16 protein-coding genes are annotated in these 20,202 nt (G+C 70.8%); 7 read left to right on the top strand and 9 right to left on the bottom strand.

The window, feature by feature from the left end:
* Window positions 1–20: 20 nt before the first annotated feature.
* On the bottom strand, window positions 21–4,850 hold the full coding sequence (locus tag AB0I81_RS47010; protein WP_360672381.1) for a DEAD/DEAH box helicase: 4,830 nt from the start codon (window positions 4,848–4,850) through the stop codon (window positions 21–23).
* A 192-nt stretch (window positions 4,851–5,042) separates the two neighbouring features.
* On the opposite strand from AB0I81_RS47010, the gene AB0I81_RS47005 reads away from it, so the two are divergent.
* Both AB0I81_RS47005 and AB0I81_RS47000 read left to right on the top strand, forming a co-directional pair.
* The gene (locus AB0I81_RS47005; RefSeq protein WP_360672378.1) at window positions 5,043–5,429 is read left to right on the top strand and encodes a VOC family protein; all 387 of its coding nucleotides are present in this window, start codon (window positions 5,043–5,045) and stop codon (window positions 5,427–5,429) included.
* A gap of 257 nt (window positions 5,430–5,686) precedes the next feature.
* Window positions 5,687–5,881: a DUF3046 domain-containing protein gene (locus AB0I81_RS47000; protein ID WP_360672375.1), complete on the top strand. Its 195-nt coding sequence runs from the start codon at window positions 5,687–5,689 to the stop codon at window positions 5,879–5,881.
* Window positions 5,882–5,902: 21 nt separating this feature from the next.
* On the opposite strand, the gene AB0I81_RS46995 is transcribed toward AB0I81_RS47000, so the two are convergent.
* A complete protein-coding gene (locus AB0I81_RS46995) occupies window positions 5,903–6,232 on the bottom strand; it encodes a hypothetical protein (RefSeq protein ID WP_360672372.1) in 330 nt (109 codons plus the stop codon).
* Window positions 6,233–6,271: 39 nt separating this feature from the next.
* Window positions 6,272–7,552, bottom strand: coding sequence for a retropepsin-like aspartic protease (locus AB0I81_RS46990; protein ID WP_360672370.1), 1,281 nt, complete (start codon window positions 7,550–7,552; stop codon window positions 6,272–6,274).
* 94 nt (window positions 7,553–7,646) lie between these two features.
* Between AB0I81_RS46990 and AB0I81_RS46985 the strand changes: the two genes are divergently transcribed.
* The 3 genes from AB0I81_RS46985 (at window position 7,647) to AB0I81_RS46975 (ending at window position 10,971) form a co-directional block, all read left to right on the top strand.
* Window positions 7,647–8,258, top strand: a complete 612-nt coding sequence (locus AB0I81_RS46985) for a helix-turn-helix domain-containing protein (RefSeq protein WP_360672367.1) — start codon at window positions 7,647–7,649, stop codon at window positions 8,256–8,258.
* Window positions 8,259–8,413: 155 nt separating this feature from the next.
* Window positions 8,414–9,511 (top strand): recombinase RecA, encoded by a 1,098-nt coding sequence (gene recA / locus AB0I81_RS46980; protein WP_360672364.1) that lies wholly within the window; start codon window positions 8,414–8,416, stop codon window positions 9,509–9,511.
* Window positions 9,512–10,527: 1,016 nt separating this feature from the next.
* Window positions 10,528–10,971, top strand: a complete 444-nt coding sequence (locus AB0I81_RS46975) for a regulatory protein RecX (RefSeq protein WP_360672361.1) — start codon at window positions 10,528–10,530, stop codon at window positions 10,969–10,971.
* A gap of 299 nt (window positions 10,972–11,270) precedes the next feature.
* Here AB0I81_RS46975 and AB0I81_RS46970 read toward each other — a convergent pair whose 3' ends face one another.
* The 3 genes from AB0I81_RS46970 to AB0I81_RS46960 all read right to left on the bottom strand — a co-directional run bounded on the left by AB0I81_RS46970 (window position 11,271) and on the right by AB0I81_RS46960 (window position 14,342).
* Entirely contained in the window at window positions 11,271–12,389 is a 1,119-nt protein-coding gene (locus AB0I81_RS46970) for a cytochrome P450 (protein ID WP_360672358.1), read from the bottom strand.
* A 157-nt stretch (window positions 12,390–12,546) separates the two neighbouring features.
* A complete protein-coding gene (locus AB0I81_RS46965) occupies window positions 12,547–13,314 on the bottom strand; it encodes a hypothetical protein (protein ID WP_360672355.1) in 768 nt (255 codons plus the stop codon).
* The gene (locus tag AB0I81_RS46960) at window positions 13,311–14,342 is read right to left on the bottom strand and encodes a methyltransferase (RefSeq protein WP_360672352.1); all 1,032 of its coding nucleotides are present in this window, start codon (window positions 14,340–14,342) and stop codon (window positions 13,311–13,313) included. The genes AB0I81_RS46965 and AB0I81_RS46960 overlap by 4 nt, the downstream gene beginning before the upstream one ends.
* Before the next feature lie 87 nt (window positions 14,343–14,429).
* Here AB0I81_RS46960 and AB0I81_RS46955 point away from each other — a divergent pair, with 87 nt between their 5' ends.
* Window positions 14,430–15,908, top strand: a complete 1,479-nt coding sequence (locus AB0I81_RS46955) for an FAD-binding protein (RefSeq protein ID WP_360672348.1) — start codon at window positions 14,430–14,432, stop codon at window positions 15,906–15,908.
* 159 nt (window positions 15,909–16,067) lie between these two features.
* Here AB0I81_RS46955 and folE read toward each other — a convergent pair whose 3' ends face one another.
* The 3 genes from folE to AB0I81_RS46940 are packed head-to-tail and all read right to left on the bottom strand — an operon-like array spanning window position 16,068 to window position 17,936.
* Window positions 16,068–16,727, bottom strand: coding sequence for a GTP cyclohydrolase I (gene folE / locus AB0I81_RS46950; RefSeq protein ID WP_360672345.1), 660 nt, complete (start codon window positions 16,725–16,727; stop codon window positions 16,068–16,070).
* Window positions 16,724–17,233 carry a 6-carboxytetrahydropterin synthase gene (locus AB0I81_RS46945; RefSeq protein WP_360672342.1) on the bottom strand — a complete coding sequence of 170 codons (510 nt, stop codon included), beginning with the start codon at window positions 17,231–17,233 and terminating at the stop codon, window positions 16,724–16,726. The genes folE and AB0I81_RS46945 overlap by 4 nt, the downstream gene beginning before the upstream one ends.
* Window positions 17,205–17,936, bottom strand: a complete 732-nt coding sequence (locus AB0I81_RS46940) for a 7-cyano-7-deazaguanine synthase (protein WP_360672339.1) — start codon at window positions 17,934–17,936, stop codon at window positions 17,205–17,207. The genes AB0I81_RS46945 and AB0I81_RS46940 overlap by 29 nt, the downstream gene beginning before the upstream one ends.
* Before the next feature lie 619 nt (window positions 17,937–18,555).
* Here AB0I81_RS46940 and rny point away from each other — a divergent pair.
* Entirely contained in the window at window positions 18,556–20,172 is a 1,617-nt protein-coding gene (gene rny / locus AB0I81_RS46935; protein WP_360672336.1) for a ribonuclease Y, read from the top strand.
* Window positions 20,173–20,202 lie beyond the last annotated feature (30 nt).

Raw genomic sequence — 20,202 nt, 5'->3', positions numbered from 1 at the left:
GCGAGGTGCGGCGGCTTCGGTCAGGCGCGTAGTCGCAGGCCGCGTGGTGTGGGGTGGAAGCCGGCCGCTTCCAGGGCCTCCGCCAGCGGGGAGTCCACGATGGAGGCGCCGTCGGCCCGCTCGACGGTCAGCTTGCCCAGCGCGCCGTCACGTACCGCCAGGGCCAGGGCGTCCACCGCCGGTCGCAACCGCTCGCCGTCGGTGAACGACAGCAGCGTCTTGCCGCCGCGTTCGACGTAGAGCACCAGATGGCCGTCCACGAGCACGACCAGCGAGCCGGCCTTCCTGCCGGGCTTGTGCCCGACCTCACCGGCGCGCTGCGGCCAGGGGAGCGCGGCGCCGTACGGACTGGCCGGGTCGGCGGCGGCCAGCACCACGGCCCGCCGCCCCGCCCCCGACCCACGCCGCCCACCGCCACCCGCACCGGAACCGAAGCCGCCCGCCCCCGCACCGGAGCCACCCGCACCCGAGCCGAAGCCGCCCGCCCCGGGACCGGAGCCGGCCGCACCGGAGCCGAAGCCGCCCGTCTCGGGGCTGGGGTCCATGGGGGCCTCGGAGGTCGGGGCGATGCTTGGTGCCATCGCGCGCATCCGGTCCACCGCTCCCGCCAGCGCGAACTGCGCGCCCCCGAGCCCTTCGACGAAGTAGCCCCGGCGGCACCGCCCGCTCTCCTCATAGGCCCGCAACACCTGGTAGACGGGCGTGAACCCGCCAGGCAGCCGCTCCGAGGTCACCGCCCCGCGCGTCACCACCCCGTGCCGTTCGAGCAGCACCTCGGCCTGCGCATGGGCGCGCTGGGTCGCGTCGGCGGCCGGCGAGGGCAGTAGCCACCACCGCCCGGCCACGGTCGGCGGCCCCGACCTGCTCGGCAGCACGGCCCTGCGGCGCCGCGTCGTGGCGGGCCGGTGCGCGGGCCGGCCGGTGCCGAGCGTGGCCCGCAGCGGGGCCATCGTGTCGCCCGACACCCGCCCCGACCACGCCAGGTCCCACAGCGCGGCCACCAGCGTGGCGTCGTCCAGCGACCCGAGCTGATCGGAGATCCCCCGGAAGAACAGCGCGCCACCGCCGCCCAGCAGCTCAAGCACCTGCTCGTGCACCGGCGTCATGGTGATCTCGGCAGGTTCGGGCAGCAGCAGCGGCGCGGTGTCGGCGAAGTAGAGCGAGACCCACCCGTCGCCGCCCGGCAGCGACCCCTGCCCCACCCACATCACATCGCCCGACGAGGTCAGCTCGTCCAGCAGCGCCGGATGGTAACCGGGCACCCGCGAGGGCAGCACCAGCGTCTCCAGCGCGGACGCCGGCACGGCGGCCCCCTGGAGCTGCTCGATCGAACGCACCAGCGCGTCCATCGCCCGCGCCGCCCCAACCGCCCCCCGCCCCGCCGCTCCTTCGGAAGCGGTGATGCCGTGCCAGGCGGGCAGGAACAGGGCGAGTGTCTCGGGTGCGACCGGCTCGACCTCCTTGCGGAGCCGGGCCAGCGACCTGCGGCGCAACATGCGTAGCACACCCGCGTCGCACCACTCCTCGCCGCGCCCGCCGGGCCGGAACTCCCCGCTGAGCACCCGTCCGCTCGCCGACAGCCGCCGCAGCGCGTCGGTCACCACGGCCACGCCCAGCCCGAACCTGGCGGCGGCCGTACCGGCGTGGAAGGGCCCGCGCGTACGGGCATGCCGCGCGACCAGGTCGGCGAGCGGATCGGCGACCGGCTCCAGGAACGCGTGCGGCAGCCCCACGGGCAGCGGCGCGCCCAGCGCGTCACGCATGCGGGCCGCGTCCTCGATGGCGGCCCAGTGTTCCTCGCCCGCGATGCGTACCCGAATCGCCCGCCGCGTCCGTTCCAGCTCCTCCAGCCAGGCGGGATCGCCGCCGCGCACGCTCACGTCGGGCGTCAGCAGCGGCCCGTGCGAGCGCAGCAGATCGGCCAGGTCCTCCAGGTCGCGCAGCGGCCGGTCGAGCCTGGCCAGCTCACGTTCGCTGTCGGAGATGACGTCAGGGTCGAGCAGTTCGCGCAGGTCGGCCTGGCCGAGCAGTTCGGCCAGCAGCGTGGTGTCCAGCGCCAGGGCCTGCGCCCGGCGTTCGGCCAGCGGCGCGTCGCCCTCGTACATGAACGCGCCGATGTAGTGGAACAGCAGCGAGGCCGCGAACGGCGACGCCTGCGACGTCTCCACCTCCACCACCCGCACCCTGCGCGCGGCGATGTCGCGCATGAGTTGCACCAGCCCCGGCACGTCGAAGACGTCCTGCAGGCACTCGCGCATCGTCTCCAGCACGATCGGGAACGAGGCGTACTGCGAGGCCACACCCAGCAGGTGGGCGGCCCGCTGCCGCTGCTGCCACAGCGGGCTGCGCCTGCCCGGCGTCCGTCGCGGCAGCAGCAGCGCCCGGCCCGCGCACTCCCTGAAGCGGGAGGCGAACATGGCCGAGCCGCCCAGCTCCTCGGTGACGATCTGCTCGATCTCCTCGGCGTCGAAGGCCGCCACGTCGGTGGGCGGCTCGGCCAGCGTGTCGGGGATGCGCAGCACGATGCCGTCGTCGGAGTGCACGGCCTGCACGTCGATGCCGTAGCGTTCGCGCAGCCGCCGGTTGATCGCCAGCGCCCACGGGGCGTGCACGCGCGCGCCGTAGGGGGAGTGGATCACCACGCGCCAGTCGCCCAGCTCGTCGTGGAAGCGTTCGACCAGCAGGGTACGGTCGTCCGGCACGTAGCCGGTGGCCTCGCGCTGCTCCCGGAGGTAGCCCAGCAGGTTGCCCGAGGCGAACTCGTCGAGCCCGGCCGCCCGCATCCGTTCCGTCGAGTCCTGTTTGGCCTGCTCGCGCAGGAACTGCCCGATCGCCCGGCCCAGCTCGGCGGGCCGCCCCGGCGCGTCACCGTGCCAGAACGGCAGCTTGCCCGGCTGCCCGGGGGCGGGCGAGACGAGCACCCGGTCGGTGGTGATGTCCTCGATCCGCCAGGAGGTCGCGCCCAGCACGAACACGTCGCCGACGCGCGACTCGTAGACCATCTCCTCATCCAGCTCGCCCACCCTGGAGGCGCGCTCGCCCACCAGGAACACGCCGAACATGCCCCGATCGGGAATCGTGCCGCCGTTGGTCACCGCCAGCCGCTGCGCGCCGGGCCGCCCCTGGAGGGTGCCGGTGACACGGTCCCACACGATGCGCGGGCGCAACTCGGCGAACTCCTCGCTCGGATAGCGCCCGGCCAGCATGTCGAGCGTGGCCTCCAGCGCGGTGCGCGGCAGCGTGGCGTAGGGGGCGGCCCGCTTGACCAGGCTCTCCAGCTCCTCGACCGTCCACTCGTCCAGCGCGGTCATCGCCACGATCTGCTGGGCCAGCACGTCGAGCGGATTACGCGGATAGCGCAGCTCCTCGATCAGGCCGCTCTGCATCCGCTCGGCCACCACGGCCGTCTGCACCAGGTCGCCCCGGTATTTGGGGAAGATGACCCCCTTGGACACGGCCCCCACCTGGTGGCCGGCCCGGCCGATGCGTTGCAGCCCGCTGGCCACGCTCGGCGGCGCCTCCACGCACGCCACCAGGTCCACCGCGCCCATGTCGATGCCCAGCTCCAGGCTGGAGGTGGCGACGACGGCGGGCAGGCGGCCCGACTTGAGCGCCTCCTCGATCTGTGCCCGCTCCTCCTTGGAGACCGAGCCGTGGTGGGCGCGTACGATCTCCGTCACGACGCCCTTGCTCGCCCCGGCCTGCGCCATCATCTCGGCGGGCATCCGCTTCGGCGGCCCACCGGGCGGGCCTTCCCGCCATGTGCCTCCGGCGTCCTCCGGCCGTGTTCCGTCTCTCGGGGCACGGTCTTCCGGGACTCCGTCTTCCGGGACTCCGTCTTCCGGGCCGTGCTCGTCCTGCGGCGGGGTCTCCCAGATCGACAGGTCGATGGCGTCGGCCGAGCCGTGCTGCCGCTCGTAGGCCAGCTCGTTGAGCCGCGTGCACAGCCGTTCGGCCAGCCGCCGCGAGTTGGCGAACACGATCGTGGAGCTGTGCGTGCCGATCAGGTCGAACAGCCGCTCCTCCACGTGCGGCCAGATCGACCGGTTGGTGGGCTCGGGCGCGAACTCGTCGGCCTCGGCGGGCCCGCCCTGCGGCCGTCCCTCCACCTCGGTCATGTCCTCGACCGGGACGACGACCTCGACCTCGATCTGCTTGTCCGAGGGCGGCTGCACCACGGTGGCCGGCCGCGTACCGCCCAGGAAGGTCGCCACCTCGCTCACCGGCCGTACGGTCGCCGACAGCCCCACCCGCTGCGCCGGTTTTTCGAGCAGCGCGTCGAGCCGCTCCAGGGTGAGGGCCAGATGGGCGCCACGTTTGGTGGCCGCGACCGCGTGCACCTCGTCCACGATCACCGTCTCCACGCCCCGCAGCGCCTCCCGCGCCTGGCTGGTGAGCAGCAGGAACAGCGATTCGGGGGTGGTGATGAGGATGTCGGCCGGCTTGGCCGCGAACCGCCTGCGGTCCTGCGCCGGGGTGTCGCCCGAGCGGATCGCCACCGAGATCTCCGGCACGGGCAGGCCCAGCCGCCGCGCCGTCTGCTTCAGACCGGCCAGCGGGGCGCGCAGGTTGCGCTCGACGTCCACGGCCAGCGCCTTGAGCGGCGAGACGTACACCACCCGCGTCCCCGGCCGATCCTGCGCCTGTTTCCCGGCATCGTCGGCGGCCAGCCGGTCGAGCGACCACAGGAACGCCGCCAGCGTCTTGCCGGACCCGGTGGGCGCGACAACCAGGGTATTGTCGCCACGCGAGATCGACTCCCACGCCCCCTCCTGAGCGGCCGTGGGCGCCTGGAAGGCACCGGCGAACCATTGCCTGGTCACCTGGCTGAACTGGTCTAGGGAGCTCACCAGCACATAGTGCCTCGTGCGACCGACAGAAAACGCATTTGGCGCGGTGTGAGGCGATTGAGGGGGTGCCCTGGCGGACATACAGCGACCGTGACCATCGATTACGCGGCCATCGAAGCCCGCCGTGCGGAGATACGTCGGCGATACGTGTTACCGCACCGACCGTCCAGCAGCGCGCGTGGCCTCCACCACATGGCCCTGCTCTCGTCCGACGTGGAACGGACCATCGAGTTCTACCAGGAACTCCTGGAGTTCCCGCTGACGGAGATCATCGAGAATCGCGACTACAAGGGCTCGAACCACTTCTTCTTCGACATCGGCAACGGCAACCTGCTCGCGTTCTTCGACTTTCCCGGGCTCGACCTGGAGCCGTACAAGGAAGTGCTCGGCGGGCTGCACCACATCGCGATCTCGGTCGACCCGGCCACGTGGGAGCGACTGCGCGGAAAGCTGGAGATGGCCGGCGTGCCGCACCAGATAGAGAGCGGCGCCTCCATTTACTTCAAGGACCCCGACGGCGCCCGGCTGGAGCTGCTCGCCGACCATCTCGGTGAGATGTACGGCGCGCGGGTGCTGTGACCTCGCGCGGGTGTGGCGACTAGCGTCGTGACGCCCTGCGCGTGCGCGGCTTGCCCGCACGCGGCTCCTGTCTGATGCCGACATGCCTTTCAGCGCGCTCTGCCTTCTCCTTCTGTACGGTTTGCCGCATCACGAGCAGTAACCGGCGACGCTTGGCCCGGTTCGCCTTCGTCTTGGCTGTCTTCGGGGGTGAAGACTTGGGGGTCTTTGGCATGGGGATGTCTTACCCACGCCTGCGGCGCTTCCATACTTGGTTCATGCGCCTCACCGAGTTCTGGAGACGGATGAACGCTCATTTCGGCGAAACCTACGCCGAGTCGTGGGCCCGCGACTACGTCATCGCCCCGCTGGGCGGCCGCACCGTCGTGCAGGCACTGGCCGACGGGGAGAGCGCCAAGACGGTGTGGCGCGCGGTCTGCCAGGTGGTGGACGTCTCCTCCAAGCTTCGTTAGACGGTTGTCCGGCCGCCGGGATCAGTCCGGTGGCCGCCGGGTGGTCAGGTCGAGCGCCTCGCGGAGCGCGGCGGCCGTCCGCTCCGGATCGTCGGCCGCGCACTGCCCGCCCGGCGACCACAGGAACTGCCAGCCGTGGTGCGACGGGGTGGCGAAGATCATCGTCTGGCGGCCGGTGCTCGGGTGCCAGACCCACAACACCGGGTCATCGCCCCCGACCATGCGGCTGACCAGGCCATGGGTCGGCAACAGTTCGGCGAGTGCTTCGAGATGGACGCGTCGTTCCCCGGTGTAGCCGCTCGCCACGTGCCGCCTCCAGTGGTCGTCCTGCAGTGAGTCTCCCCAGCTCACTGAGCCTGACAACACGTAGGAGGCGACCGGTCGGGTTCGTCATCCGGCCGGGGTGTCCATGAGGATGCGCATGCGTCCGAAGTCGAACGTGAGTGCGTACGGCTTGAAGAACTCGTGCGTCGGCAGACCCCCGATCCTGAAGCCGAACCCGTCCTCGAACCAGCCGGGAAACGCCCCCGCCAGGCCGGGGACACGGCGGCGGGCGGCGGTGCCGAGCGTCACCCGGTCGAGGGTCACCGGATGCGGGCCGTCGCCCGGTGGGACGTCGATCCCGGCCGCCGTGAAGGTGGAGCGGGGAGCGGTGAAGCCGATGTCGCCGCCGCCGGTGTCGACGAAGAACGCCATCCGGTCCAGGTGGTTCACGGTGCCGTGGGAGATCAGGAAATGGTCTCCGAGGAACCACATGGGCGCGCTGTGCTCCGCCCGGATGAGCGGGCGTCTGTCGCGGCGCAGGACGAGTGCCCGGCCCGGATAGTCGATGGTGGCCAGGAAGCGGGCCAGCACACTGGTGCCGATCGCGCCCTGGGTCTGCCTGCCGTCGGGCGCGGTGAGCCGGATCGCGTCCGGGATGGTGTGCACCGGCACCTGGCCGATGTTCAGGCCGTCGCCCATGGTCAGACGATCCACGCGCCCTTGGTACGCCTTGTGCTCGCCGTAGACCGTGCGGCCCGTGGTGTAGCCGTACGTGGGGATGCCGAGGCGGTCGGCGTAGTCCTGGTTGAGCGCGAACAACGCGCCCGTGTCGAGGAAGAACAGGGCGGGCGGCGCGCCGTTCAGCGACGCCTCGATCATGGGCAGCGGGTCCTCGGCCGCGAACGGGATCCTGGTCGTCGCGGGGCCCGAGATCTCGTACGGTGTGCGCCCGGCGAAGCTCCTGAGCTGCTCGGGCGTCGCCGTGGGCGCGTCCTGCGCGATCGAGGGAAGCAGGGCGGCCAGCTCCGCGAACTCGTCGGACCGCCACAGGGCGTCCCCCAGGTTCTTCAGCGACCGGGCGTGGCCGGGATCGAGGCGCAGGACCCTTCTGAGCAGGCGCTTGGCCGCCGGGAGCCGGTTGGCCAGGAGGGTCAGGTAGGCGTGCTGGGCGAGTGCGTGCACGTGGTTGGGGTCGGTCATGAGGACCCGCCGGTAGAGGGCGTCGGCGGCGTCGAAGTCACCTGCCCGGAACAACTCGCCGGCCCGCTCCAGAGTCGGGCCCCTCAGAGCAGCCGGAGTCGTGTCCCGCCCGGTTCGTCCCTCGGCGGCGGCCGCTTGCGCGACGGCGCCGCCGACGACGAGCCCCGCAACCGCGCCTTTCACGAACGTGCGGCGCTTCATGTCCATGTGCTCACCTTTCAAATACTGATTGGTATTCAGATACCGCTCAGTATTCAGATACTCTTGGGGATGTCAACAGGCGAGATCGTGGAGCGTGGCGGTGGCGGCGGAACGGCTCAGCAGGCAGGAGCAGCGCGAACGCAATCGGCTCGCGCTGCTGGAGGCCGCGGAAAGAGTGTTCGCGGAGCGTGGGGTGCAGGGTGCCTCCCTCGACGAGGTGGCGGCCGAGGCCGGGCTCACCAAGGGGGCCGTCTACTCCAACTTCGACGGCAAGGAGGACCTGCTGCTGGAGGTCATGAGGCACCGTCTCGGCCAGGAGGCGAAGGCTCAGGCGGACCGCCTGCTCCACTCCGGGCGCGACGCCGGCGAACTGGCGGCGGAGTTCGGCCGCTACTGGGTCGAACGGGTGCACGCGGGCGACCAGGACACCTTCGCCCAGATGAGCGTCGAGCTGATGGTCCACGCCACCCGCAATCCGGCCGTACGCGAGCAGCTCGTCGCCCTGATGTTCCCGTCCGTCGAGCGCGACAGGCACCCGCTGGCCGCGCCGGGCAGCGGGCTGGCCGAGTTGCCGTACGAACAGGCCGACGCGATTCTGAAGTCCCTGGACGTCGGCATGCGCCTGCTCGCGCTGCTCGCCCCCGACCGCTGCCCTCCTGAGCTGTTCCCCGTGGCGCTCCGCCTCCTCGCCGCCCCGAAGGGGGACGATTGACGGGCCACCTGCGTGTTCCTGCTGTGATCGAACAGTCGTTCGGCTACGATTGACAGAGCCGGGCCACGTCTTCCCCGACTACGGCAGAAAATGTCGGTGGCAGGCCGTAGCTTTCACTCGACTGATCGGACCACGACCCTCCAGGGGGAGTTCCCATGGCTATCAACGACCGCGAGAAGGCCCTCGAGACCGCGCTTGCTCAGATCGAGCGGCAGTTCGGCAAGGGGTCCGTCATGAGGCTGGGCGATGACGCCCGCGCTCCCATCGAGGTGATCCCCACGGGGTCGATCTCCCTTGACATCGCCCTCGGCATCGGAGGTGTGCCGCGCGGCCGCATCGTGGAGATCTACGGCCCCGAGTCCTCCGGTAAGACCACGATCGCCCTGCACGCGGTGGCCAACGCCCAGCGGGCCGGCGGCATCGCGGCGTTCATCGACGCCGAGCACGCCCTCGACCCCGAATACGCCAAGAAGCTGGGGGTGGACACCGACGCCCTGCTGGTCTCCCAGCCCGACACGGGTGAGCAGGCGCTGGAGATCGCCGACATGCTGATCAGGTCCGGCGCCGTGGACATCATCGTCATCGACTCGGTCGCGGCCCTGGTGCCCAAGGCCGAGATCGAGGGCGAGATGGGCGACAGCCACGTCGGTCTCCAGGCCCGCCTCATGTCCCAGGCGCTGCGCAAGGTCGCGGGCGCCCTCAGCAGCACCGGCACCACCGCGATCTTCATCAACCAGCTCCGCGAGAAGATCGGCGTCATGTTCGGCAGCCCCGAGACCACGACCGGTGGTAAGGCGCTGAAGTTCTACGCCTCGGTCCGCATGGACATCCGCCGCATCGAGACCCTCAAGGACGGCACGGAGGCGGTCGGCAACCGCACCAGGGTCAAGGTCGTCAAGAACAAGATGGCCCCGCCCTTCCGCGTCGCCGACTTCGACATCCTCTACGGGGTGGGCATCTCCCGTGAGGGCGGCCTCATCGACATGGGTGTCGAGCACGGCTTCGTCCGCAAGTCCGGCGCCTGGTACACCTACGAGGGCGACCAGCTCGGCCAGGGCAAGGAGAACGCCCGCAACTTCCTGAAGAGCCACCCCGACATGGCCAACGAGATCGAGAAGAAGATCAAGGACAAGCTGGGCGTGGGCCCGCGCCTCGACGCTCCCGCCGAGCCGGTCGCCGCTCCGGCCCCAGCCCCGGCCGCCGCTTCTTCCGGCCGTGGCTCGAAGTCCACCCCCAAGCCGGGTGATGTCTGATCGCCGACCATATGAGCAGCATGGACCGGCCGCAAGCGCCCCACTCACCAGACCGGGGCGCCGGGCCCGACCACACTTCACGGCGCGAACGCGACCTGGCTCGCTCCGCGGCGGACGGCTGGCCATCGGTGGATGAGTGGCGCGAACAACGTATCCGCATGCGCGCCACCGATCCCCCCTCCACCACCCCGGCCCCTTCGGACGACCAGAACCCCCCAGAAGATCACCCCGCCCCGAACAGCCCACACGCTCAGGGCAGTCCGGACATTCAGGGCGACACTGGCGGTCAGGGCGACACCGGCGTTCGTGCGGAAGACGCGTCCGAGCGGCGGCCCGGGGACGACTGGCACTCCGAAGTGCTGGCCGGGAGCAGTTGGTTCGCGGCCGAGCCGGGCGACGACGAAAAGCCGCGATCGGGCACAGGACGCCGATCCGGAGGGACCGGCAAGCGGGCTGGGCGTTCCGGCGGCAGGTCCGGGCGTTCCGGCAGAGGGCTCAGGCAGTCCGGCAGCAGGCCGGGGCAGTTTGACGAAGGGCCTGAGCCGTTCGGTGCAGGGTCTGAGCCTGACGACGGAGCTGAGCGCTTCGGCGGGGGAACGCGGCAGCCCGACGAGGCGACAACGTGGTTCCCCAGAGAGCCTGAACACGATGACGGCAGGGCCGGATTGCTCGGCGGAAGAGCCGGCCGGCTTGATGGCGGGACTGGGTCGTCCGGCGGAAGAGCCGATCGGTCTGATGATCGGACTGGGCTGTTCAGCGGGACAACCGGCGAGTCTGGCGGTGAGACTGGGTTGTTCGGCGGGACGGCCGAACAGTCTGATGGCGGGACTGAGTTGTTCGGGGGAGACGGCGGTCGGCGTGATGGCAGGGGCGGGCGATCTGGGAGGAAGGCTCGCAAGGGGGGTCGTGGGCGAGGATGGTCGTCCGATGGGTCTGATGGTGAGACATCGGCCGGCTCGAAGCGCGAGGTCGATCCCGAGCAGGCGGCTCGGGCCATCTGTCTGCGTCTGCTCACCATGGCGCCCAAGACGCGTGCCCAACTCGCTGAGGCACTGCGCAAGCGGGACGTGCCGGAGGAGGCAGCCGAGGCGGTGCTCGGCCGGTTCTCCGAGCTCGGGCTGATCAACGACGAGGCCTTCGCGGCGGCCTGGGTCGATTCCCGGCATCACGGCCGAGGTCTGGCCAAGCGCGCGCTGGCCGCCGAGTTGCGCCATCGGGGCGTGGACAGCGACACGGTCAACGAGGCCGTGGAGCAGCTTGACCCCGACCAGGAGGCGGAGACGGCCCGGCGGCTGGTGGAACGCAAGCTCGCCTCCACCCGGTCCCTGGATCCGCAGACCCGCACGCGTCGGCTGGCCGGGATGCTCGCACGCAAGGGCTACCCTTCCGGCCTGGCTTTCCGCATCATCAGGGAGGCGCTCGAACAGGAAGGCATCGAGATGGAGGAGGACTTTCCCTGAGAAGGGCCTTCTCGGAGGGCTTTCCCCGAAATCTCCGTCCCGGAAGCCCTTGAGGTTCTCAGCGTCCCAAGGCCCTCAGTGTCTGAAGGTCCCTCAGCGTCCCAAGGCCTCTCAGCGTCCCAAGGCCCTCAGTGTCTGAAGGCCCCTCAGCGTCTGAGAAGGTCCCAATGCCTGACGGCATCCAGTGCCCCAAGGCTTCTCAGCGTCCAGAATTCTCCAGCGTCTGAAGGCCCTCAGTGTCTGAAGGCCCCCACGTCCCAGAGGTGGCCTGGGCGACCAAGGGGCAGCGGGGTTGGGGCTTACCAGCTCACTGGCAGCTCGACAGGTAGGTGGAACGTCGAGGTGTGTTGCCAGGTCAGTTCCTCCTCGCTGACGGCGAGACGCAGGGTGGGCAGGCGGCGGCTGAGCGCGCCGATCACCGTGTCCAGTTCGACCCTGCTGAGGTGTGCGCCGAGGCAGCGATGAACGCCGTGGCCGAAGGCGAGGTGCTGGTCGGGTTCACGGCCGAACCGCAGCTCGTCGGGGAGGTCGAACACACGGGGGTCACGATTGGCGGCGTTGAGCAGCGGCACCACCGCTTCGCCGGCCTTGATCAGGGTTCCGCCGAGCTCGACGTCCTCCAGGGCGATGCGCAGTGAGCCGAGGCTGCCGCCGCTCTGGGTGTAGCGCAGCAGCTCCGTGATCACTTGTGAGCGCAGCTCCGGATCGTGGCCGATCCGCCGGTAGACCTCCGGTACGCGCAGGAGATGGACGGTGCCGTGGGCGATGTGCGTGCCCAGGAGCTGGTAGCCGCCGGTCAGCAGCGTCATGGCGAGGGTGAGCAGTTCGCCGTCGTCGAGCCGGTCGCCTTCGTCTCGTACCCGGAGGAGGTTCGCGAGAAGGTCGTCCGCGGAGTGCCGGCGCCTGTCCCGCAGCAGCTCGCCGAGGTAGGCCCAGAGGTGGTCCGTGGCCGTTCTGACCTCGTCGCGCCGGTTCGGGTCGAGGCTCAGCATGGTGTTGGTCCACGCGCGAAAGCGTGGCGCGTCGTCGGGCGGCACGCCGAGCAGTTCGCAGATCACGGTGATGGGCATCGGCAAGGCCAGCTGGGTCATCAGGTCGGCCGGAGGACCGGACTGTTCCATCTCGTTGAGCAGGTCGTCGGTCAGCCGTTCGATCCGGGGGCGCAGCGCTTGGGCGCTGTGCGAGGTGAACGAGCCGGCGATCAGGCGGCGCAGCCGGGTGTGGGCGGGCGGGTCGCTGGAGAAGATCGACTCGGAACCCTCGGTGATGGGCAGCCCTGTGATGGCGCCGGGGCGCGTGCTCGCCTGCTTGCTGAAACGCAGGTCGGACAGGACCGTGCGGGTCAGCTGGTAGCCGACGACCAGCCAGGCGGGGTCGCCGCTCGGCAGGGTGACGCGCGAGATGGGGCTCTCGCGCACGAGTCGCGCGCATGCCGGAGCAGGGCGCAACAGGTTCGAGGCGGCGAAAGGGAAGGGCGGCGGGTGCTGGGCTGGCATGTCTCTCCCGATGAGGAAGGTGAGGCGGCGGTCACCGTACGCTCGACCGTGACGAGGCAGTGGGCGTGGCTCGCCGCCGTCATGTGCCGGGTCCGAGGCGGTAGAAGTGGAACTGCATCCGGGAGGCATCGGGGAACGGCGGCTCGCCGGTGATGGTGCGGAGGTGGTGGGCGCCGGCGAACGCGACGTTCAGGGAGTCGTGCCGGATGCGGTCGATGGTCTTGATCCCGACCAGGCACGGGCGGCCGTCACGCGCCCGCAGGATGTCGGCCAGGATCTCCGGTACGGGGGGTGAGGTGCCGAGCAGGTCGAGTCCGAGGGGAGAGATGGCGGGCCCCCAAGGGGGTTCGATGATATAGGTGTCGGCCGGCCCGCGAGGGGTGAGCTCAGGGAGGAGTTCGCGGTAGTCGATCAGCTGGAGCCGGGTCGGAGCTCCGACGCTGTGTAGGTTGTGGCGGGTGGCCCGGTAGATGAGCGGATCCAGATCGGCCGCGTACACCGGCAGGCCGAGCACCCGGCCGAGATGCACGCCCAGATTTCCCGAGCCGCAGAACAGCTCCGCGACGAGCGGCTCGTCGCCCCCGTCCCGGTGGAGGTGCAGGTCGGCGACCGCGTGCGCGACGTCCAGCGACATCGTGTCGACGCAGCACTCGGCGGCCGTGCGGCCCAGGATCCGGATCCCGGCGGCCTCCATGGCGGGCGCGCCGACGCCGTACAGGGAGAAGCCCTCGGGCCGGCCGTAGACGATCCGGCCGACCTCGCACAGCTCGGCCCCGCTCAACATTCTGGTACGCCACGGGCCCATCAGGCGCTGGCAGAGGTCGTAGTAGACGCCGACCGCGCTCATGGCGACGACGCGGTCGCGGGAGCCGGCTCTGACGACGTGGTCGCGGGGACCAGCTCCAGTAGCCAGGATCCCGAGGGCAGGGGGCTGGTGGCGGCCAGGCGCAGCCCCGCGTCCTCGGCGAGCCGCCCGAACTGGCCGAGGTCGCGCTCCGCGGAGTCGAACACCAGCATCATGAACAAGTCGTGCGCGGTCGCCGCGAGCGCGTCCTCGCCGTCCCCCATCACCATCTCGACGACCAGGATCCGGCCGTCGTGCCCGGCGGCCCGGCGGCAGTTGCGCAGGATGGCCGTCGCGCGTTCGTCGTCCCAGTCGTGCAGGACGTTGCGCAGTACGTACACCCGCCGTCCTGGCGGCAGCGGCGCGAAGAAGTCGCCCGCGACGACCTCACAGCGGCCGGCCGACCCCTTCTCGCGCAGGGACCGGGCGGCCCGTTCGGCGGTCAACGGCCGTTCGACGAGTGTGCCGCGCAGGTGGGAGTGGGCGGCCAGGAGCGCGGCGAGCAGGTCGCCAGTGCCGCCGCCGATGTCGGCGACACTGTCCACGCCCGCCCAGTCGTAGGCGCCGAGCAGGTGGGGGAGGTCCATGGCCAGGCGGCGGCTCATCATGTCGTCGAACACGGCCGAGCGTTCCGGGTCGTCGGCCAGGTCGTCGAAGAAGGACCGGCCGTGCACCTGCGCGTAGGCAGAGCGCCCGGTGCGTACGGTGCTCAGCAGGTGGGAGATGGCCTGGTCGGTACGGCCGAACGGCCCGTCGAAGTCGAGGTGGCCGCGCAGCCCGGACGGATGGTCGCTCAGCATCGTCTCGCCCTGCTCGTTGAGCGCGAACCGGCCCGGCTCGGGCTCGGTGAAGCAGCCCCGGCAGACGAGGTAGCGCAGCAGCCGCTCCAGGCTACCGGCGTGGGCGCCGCTGCGCGCGGCGAGTTGCTCCGGATGGGACAACCCTTCGGCCATGAGGTCGGACAGGCGCAGCGTCGCCGCTACGCGTAGGGCCCACGGGTGCATCAGGGGATGCCCGGGTTCAGGAAACATACCCGTGTGATACCCATGTGTAGTCATTCGATTACGGAAAGAGAGGGGATGCTTGAGGAAGGACCACGTCGGAGGGAGGAGCGTGGCATGAACGAGGTGGAGAGCTGGCTGCGGCGATGGGCCGGCCGGCTCGATCAGGGCGGCGAAGCCGAGCTGGACGCACGGGCGAACGTGGGCATGTTCCGGACGCGACGGCTGCTGGGCACCCTGTGCCCGCGGGACGTGGAACAGGTCCGGGAGATCGTCGCCTCGGCCGTCCCCGGGGTGAGCCTGTATCCGCTGAGCACCGGGCACAACTGGGGGCTGGGCTCGCGTGAGCCGGTTCATGACGGCGCGGTGGTGCTCGACCTGCGGCGGCTGAACCGGGTGCGGCTGCTGGACCTGGAGGCCGGGGCCGCCGTGGTGGAGCCCGGCGTCACCCAGGGCAGGCTGGCGCAGCTGCTGTGCGGCAGCCCGTACATGCTTAACGTCACCGCCTCCTCCGCGCACACCAGCATCATCGGCAACGCGGTGGAACGGGGGGTGGGGCTGCGCCGTCAGCGGTGCGAGGACGTGGCAGGGCTGGAGGTGGTGCTGGCCGACGGCGAGCTGGTACGGCTGGGCAGCTGGCCGGACGCCGACGGCCGCGTGGTGCCGTACCGGCACGAGGTGGGCCCTGCTCTGATGCCGCTGTTCGCGCAGTCGAACCTCGGCGTGGTGACCGCGGCGGTGATCCGGCTGCTGCCCCGCCCGCGCGCGCTCCGGCTGGTCCGGCTCACCTTCGGGGCCGCCCGGTTGGCGGCGGCAGTGGACGAGCTGCGCGACTGCCGCGCGCAGCGGCTGGTCAGCGGCGTGCTCAAGATCTATCAGCGGCCCGACGGTGAGGAGTGTGTGGCGTACTGCTGCGTGGACGGCGATCCGGGGCTGGCCGCGGTGGCGTGCGGGCTGCTGCTGCGCCGGGCCGCCGACAGTGGGCTGTTCGACGACGTCCGCGTCCTCGAAGACCCGGTCCCCGGCCTCACGGGCGGCCTCGGGGATGGCCTGGAACGCGGCCCGGAGCGCGGCCTGCGCGGCCTGGAACGCGGCCCGGAGAGCGGTCTATCCGCCGACGACGAGCAGCTTGCCGAGCAGTTGCGGCGTTGTCTGGGTGGCGATCCGAGCTGTAACGAGCTGGTGCTGGAGCGCTGGTTCGGTACGCGGTCCGACGGCATCGACGCCAACCCGGGCGGTGCGGGCTACCTGTTCTTCCTGCCGCTGCTGCCGTTCCGCGGCGAGGCGGTGGCGCGGGCGCGGGTGCTGGTGCGCGAGGTGGGTGAGGAGACCGGCACGCGCTGGCATCCCACGGTCAACGCCATCTCCTGCGACGTGATCGACCTCGCGGTGTCCTGCCGGTTCCCCGCGAGCGCGGCGACCTCGGCGCACCGGGCCCTTGACCTGCTGCATCGCCGCTTCGCCGAGCACGGCTGGCGGCCGTACCGGCTGGACATCGACCACATGTCCGCCGGCGGTCCGCCGGAGGTGCTCAGGCGGCTGAAGGACGCGTTCGACCCGGCGGGCGTCCTGGCGCGGGGCCGCTACGAGCGCTGAGGCGCGCGTACGGCACGACAGTGCGACGACGCCACAACGCGACGGCGAGGCAGCGACGTGGCGAGGCAGCGACGTGGCGAGGCAGCGACGTGGGGAGGCGGCCGCGACCCGCGAGGCGGCCGCGACCCGCGAGGCGGCCCGGCGGGCCGGTCGCGGGGGTCAGGAGCCGCGTAGCCGGAGGAACTCCTCGCGGACGAGAGGATCCCGCTCGAAGGCGCCCTTCAGGTGCACCGTGGTCATCCGGGCGCCGGCCGCCTTGATGCCGCGCAGGGTCATGCAGAAGTGCTCGGCGGCCACCTGGCAGGCGGCGCCCAGGCAGTCGACCCGGGTGTGCAGGGTTTCGGCGATCTGCTCGCCCAGCCGCTCCTGCACCTGCGGCCGGGCGGCGAACCCCTGTGCCATCCTGGCCAGCTTGGACAGCCCGACGATGGGCGCGCCCGGCGAGGGCAGGTAGGCGACGGTCATGCTGCCGACGAAGGGCAGCAGATGATGCTCGCAGAGCGAGATGAACGGCAGGTTCGTGACCGCGATGATGCCCGGCTTGTCGGCCTCCGGGGGGAAGGTGACCTCCAGATGGCGGCCGGGGTCCTCCCGGGTCCCGGCGGTCAGCTCGCGCAGCGCCGCGATGAGCCGCGCGGGGGTGCCCGCCAGCCCGGGGGTGTCCAGGGGCAGGTCGAGCGCGGCCATCATGCGCCGCGCGTGCAGCGAGGCCTGGTCGGTGACGTCGTCCCGCGCCACCATCTCGGGTGCGTCGTCCTGCGCCATCATCTCGGGTGCGTCGTGCCGCGTCACCATCTCGGGTGCGTCCTCGACGGTCACGACGCCGCCGCCGCTGACATCCGCAGGTCGGGCCGGTCGCCGGGGAAGCCGGGCGGCGGCACGAACTCGGCCGCGTTGACGTGCGTCTCGGCCACCGTGACCCGGCTGACGACCGCCCCGGCGGCACGCGGCCGGCCGTCCAGGATCACCTGGGCGGCCCTGGCCAGCAGCACCGCCACCGCCTCGACCGTGGGATGCGGCAGGTCGTACGCGTAAGGGGGTGTGCCGAAGAGGTAGACCTTGCTGCCGTGCGCGGCCAGCAGGCGGGCGAGCGGGTCGCCCGCGCCCAGCATCGCGCCGTGGTCGAGATGTTCGTCGATGAACGCGCGCAGCCCCTGCTTGAACGCCCCGAACTCGACGACGGTCTGGTCCTCGCTCAGCCGTTCCGCGCGCACGGAGACCTCGGCCCACCACGAGTGCCCGTGCAGGTTGAGGCATTTGCCGGTCAGGTGGGGGAGCCGGTGGGCGGTCTCGAAGTTATGCCGGACACGGATCTGATGGGTCATCCTGCACCTCGTTCTCGTAGACGGTCGGGTCGGGTGTCGCGCTGCGGGAGAACGCGCTCCTGCGGGTGAGGCACGCCAGGCAGACGCCGCAGTGGACCGGGCGGTCGAGATAGCAGGTCCAGGTCTTGTCCATGGGCGCGTCCAGTTGCCGGCCGTAGGCGACGATGTCCTCCTTCTGCATGCCGAGGAACGGGGTCTCCACCCGCGGCGTGCGGAACCCGCGCGAGGCCAGGCGCACCATCTCCTGGTAGGCGGCGAAGAAGTCGGGCCGGGCGTCCGGCATCGGATAACCCTCGTGCGTGTGGTGCACGCCGAGCGCGACCACCTCGGCCTCGCGCGCCATCGCGACGGCCACGGCCATGTCGGTGATGAAGGCGTTGCGGTTGGGAATCGTGATCGAACGCAGCGCTGCCTCTGAAGGGGCGAGCGTCGGCACGTTCTCGCGGTCGTCGGTCAGCGAGCAACCGGTCAGCAGCGGGCCCAGATCGCGCACCGTGACCGTGTGGTGCTCGGCCGAGAGGTGTGCGGCGATCTCGCGCCCGGCGGCCAGTTCGCGGGCGCCGTGCCGCTGGCCGTACTCGAAGGAGATCAGTAGCAGCCGGTGGGTCAGGCGGTAGTGCGTGGCCAGCACCGTGGAGTCGAGCCCTCCGGAGAAGAGCACGACCGCGAGGTCGGCGTCCGCGTCGCCGGTCGGGAGATTCACCAAGGCCTCCTGAAGCAACTTGGTTCCGGCCGATTGGCCATGGGCGAGGAGTCACCCGGCGTCTCGACGCAGAGAGTCGCCCAGCGGTCTCGGGGACCGAATGAACAGGCAGGCGGTGCGGCCTGCGGTATCGGCGCTGCACGAAGCAGAGGATGGGCTGCTTGGGGATTTTTGTTCGCGTCAAGGAGGGCGACGCATACCTCTCATGCCCCATCTGTAGCTGCTTAAACACGGATAGTGACACTGGGTGCTGGGTGGCCGCCCCGGAGGGCAAAGCAGGAGCAAGTGGGGGAGATGCGGCCGAACACGGAGATGCAGGTCCGTAAGACACGCTTGAGGACGCGTTTGCTTGCTCGTGACCTGTTCGACGCATAACCTCGACGGCAGTGAGGAGTTACTCCGCGCAGCGCGGATTGCCATACCGGTGAACGACGGACGAACGAGCTTGGTTGATCGAGACAGGCAAGGCGTCGGCTTTCGCAGTCGACGCCCCATCAGGCTTGGCTTGACATCGATCCTGGCGATGAGGCCGGCCGGGCTTTTCGTGGCGCGCTTGTGACCCCTCCCGTTTTGTGGCCGCGTTATGAGTTCTTGACGACGCGAGGAGGGCGGGGCACACATGGGGCCGCTGGTCGTGGTGCTGATGGTGGCGGTGCTCGTGCTCGCGTTCGGGATGATCGTCGCGCTTCTCGTCGTCATAAGGCGTACCTCGGGCAGCCTGCCACGTACCGGCAAGCCGAGCCCCGAGCAGGTGCAGGCCGTACACGAGGAGCTTGACCATGCGCGGGAGGAGGCGCGGGAGATCCGCCACAAGGCGGAGAGCGACGCCGAGGAGATCCTGCGCAGGTCCGAGTCGGCCGCCGAGAGCGCCGCGCAGATCCGGCGGGAGGTCGAGGAGGAGAGCCGGATACTGAAGTCCGAGCTCAAGGAGTTGCGTTCCGACCTCGAACGCCGGGAGGCCCGGCTGGCCGAGCGGGAGCAGCGGCTGGACGAGGAGGCCAGGCGGCAGGCCGAGCGCGACAGGAAACTGGGCGAGACCGAGGTCGAGCTGGCCGACCGCCGCGAGGAGCTGCTCCAGGTCGAGGAGGAGCGGCGGGTCATCCTGGAACGGGTCGCCGGGCTCACGGGCGAGCAGGCCAAGAACGAGCTGGTCAAGGAGATCGAGAATCAGGCCAAGCGCGAGGCCGCGCTGATCGTCAGGGAGATCGAGGGGGACGCCCGCAAGGAGGGCGAGAAGCGGGCCACGAAGATCGTGACGCTGGCCGTGCAGCGGCTGGCGGCGGAGCAGACGGCCGAATCGGTCGTCAGCGTGCTGCACCTGCCCGGCGATGAGATGAAGGGCCGGATCATCGGACGTGAGGGGCGCAACATCCGCGCCTTCGAGTCCACGACCGGGGTGAACCTGATCATCGACGACACGCCGGAAGCGGTGCTGCTGTCGTGTTTCGACCCCGTCAGGCGGGAGACCGCGCGGCTGACGCTGGAGAAACTCGTCCTCGACGGCCGCATCCACCCCCAGCGCATCGAGGAGGCGCACGACCGCAGCCGCCAGGAGGTACAGGACCTGTGCGCGCGGGCCGGTGAGGACGCCCTGGTCGAGCTGGGCATCACCGACATGCACCCCGAGCTGACGCTGCTGCTGGGGCAGTTGCGCTACCGCACCTCCTATGGGCAGAACGTGCTCAAGCACCTCATCGAGTCCGCGCACATCGCGGGCATCATGGCCGCCGAGCTGAAGATGAACCAGACGCTGATGAAGCGGTGCGCCCTGCTCCACGACATCGGCAAGGCACTCACCCACGAGGTGGAGGGCAGCCACGCGCTGATCGGGGCGGAGATCGCCCGCAGGTACGGCGAGGAGGAGGACGTGGTGCACGCCATCGAGGCGCACCACAACGAGGTTGAGGTCCGTACCGTCGAGGCGGTGCTCACGCAGGCCGCCGACGCGATCAGCGGGAGTCGTCCCGGGGCGCGGCGCGAGTCGCTGGAGGCGTACGTCAAGCGGCTGGAGCGGCTGGAGGAGATCGCGCAGTCGTACGAGGGCGTGGAGAAGGTGTTCGCCATGCAGGCCGGGCGGGAGATCCGCGTCATGGTCAAGCCGGACGCCATCGACGACATCCAGGCTCAGGTGATCGCCAGGGATGTGGCCAAGCAGGTGGAGGAGGAGCTCACCTACCCGGGGCAGATCCGCATCACGGTGGTCAGGGAGTCGCGGGCGACCGAGTTCGCCCGCTGAGCCCTTCGCCCGCTGAGCCCTTCGGCCGAT

The sequence above is a fragment of the Nonomuraea sp. NPDC050404 genome (assembly GCF_040655495.1).
Lineage (GTDB): Bacteria > Actinomycetota > Actinomycetes > Streptosporangiales > Streptosporangiaceae > Nonomuraea.
Note: the sequence above shows the minus strand (reverse complement) of the source record. Positions and strands in the feature narration are given on the sequence as shown.

Excerpts from the sequence above, each read along its gene's own strand:
- AB0I81_RS47005 (WP_360672378.1), top strand. The coding sequence starts at position 5,043 with ATGGCCCTGCTCTCGTCCGACGTGGAACGGACCATCGAGTTCTACCAG.
- AB0I81_RS47000 (WP_360672375.1), top strand. The coding sequence starts at position 5,687 with ATGCGCCTCACCGAGTTCTGGAGACGGATGAACGCTCATTTCGGCGAA.
- AB0I81_RS46990 (WP_360672370.1), bottom strand. The coding sequence starts at position 7,552 with ATGGACATGAAGCGCCGCACGTTCGTGAAAGGCGCGGTTGCGGGGCTC.
- recA (WP_360672364.1), top strand. The coding sequence starts at position 8,414 with ATGGCTATCAACGACCGCGAGAAGGCCCTCGAGACCGCGCTTGCTCAG.
- AB0I81_RS46975 (WP_360672361.1), top strand. The coding sequence starts at position 10,528 with ATGGCGCCCAAGACGCGTGCCCAACTCGCTGAGGCACTGCGCAAGCGG.
- AB0I81_RS46965 (WP_360672355.1), bottom strand. The coding sequence starts at position 13,314 with ATGAGCGCGGTCGGCGTCTACTACGACCTCTGCCAGCGCCTGATGGGC.
- AB0I81_RS46960 (WP_360672352.1), bottom strand. The coding sequence starts at position 14,342 with ATGTTTCCTGAACCCGGGCATCCCCTGATGCACCCGTGGGCCCTACGC.
- AB0I81_RS46955 (WP_360672348.1), top strand. The coding sequence starts at position 14,430 with ATGAACGAGGTGGAGAGCTGGCTGCGGCGATGGGCCGGCCGGCTCGAT.
- AB0I81_RS46945 (WP_360672342.1), bottom strand. The coding sequence starts at position 17,233 with ATGACCCATCAGATCCGTGTCCGGCATAACTTCGAGACCGCCCACCGG.
- rny (WP_360672336.1), top strand. The coding sequence starts at position 18,556 with ATGGGGCCGCTGGTCGTGGTGCTGATGGTGGCGGTGCTCGTGCTCGCG.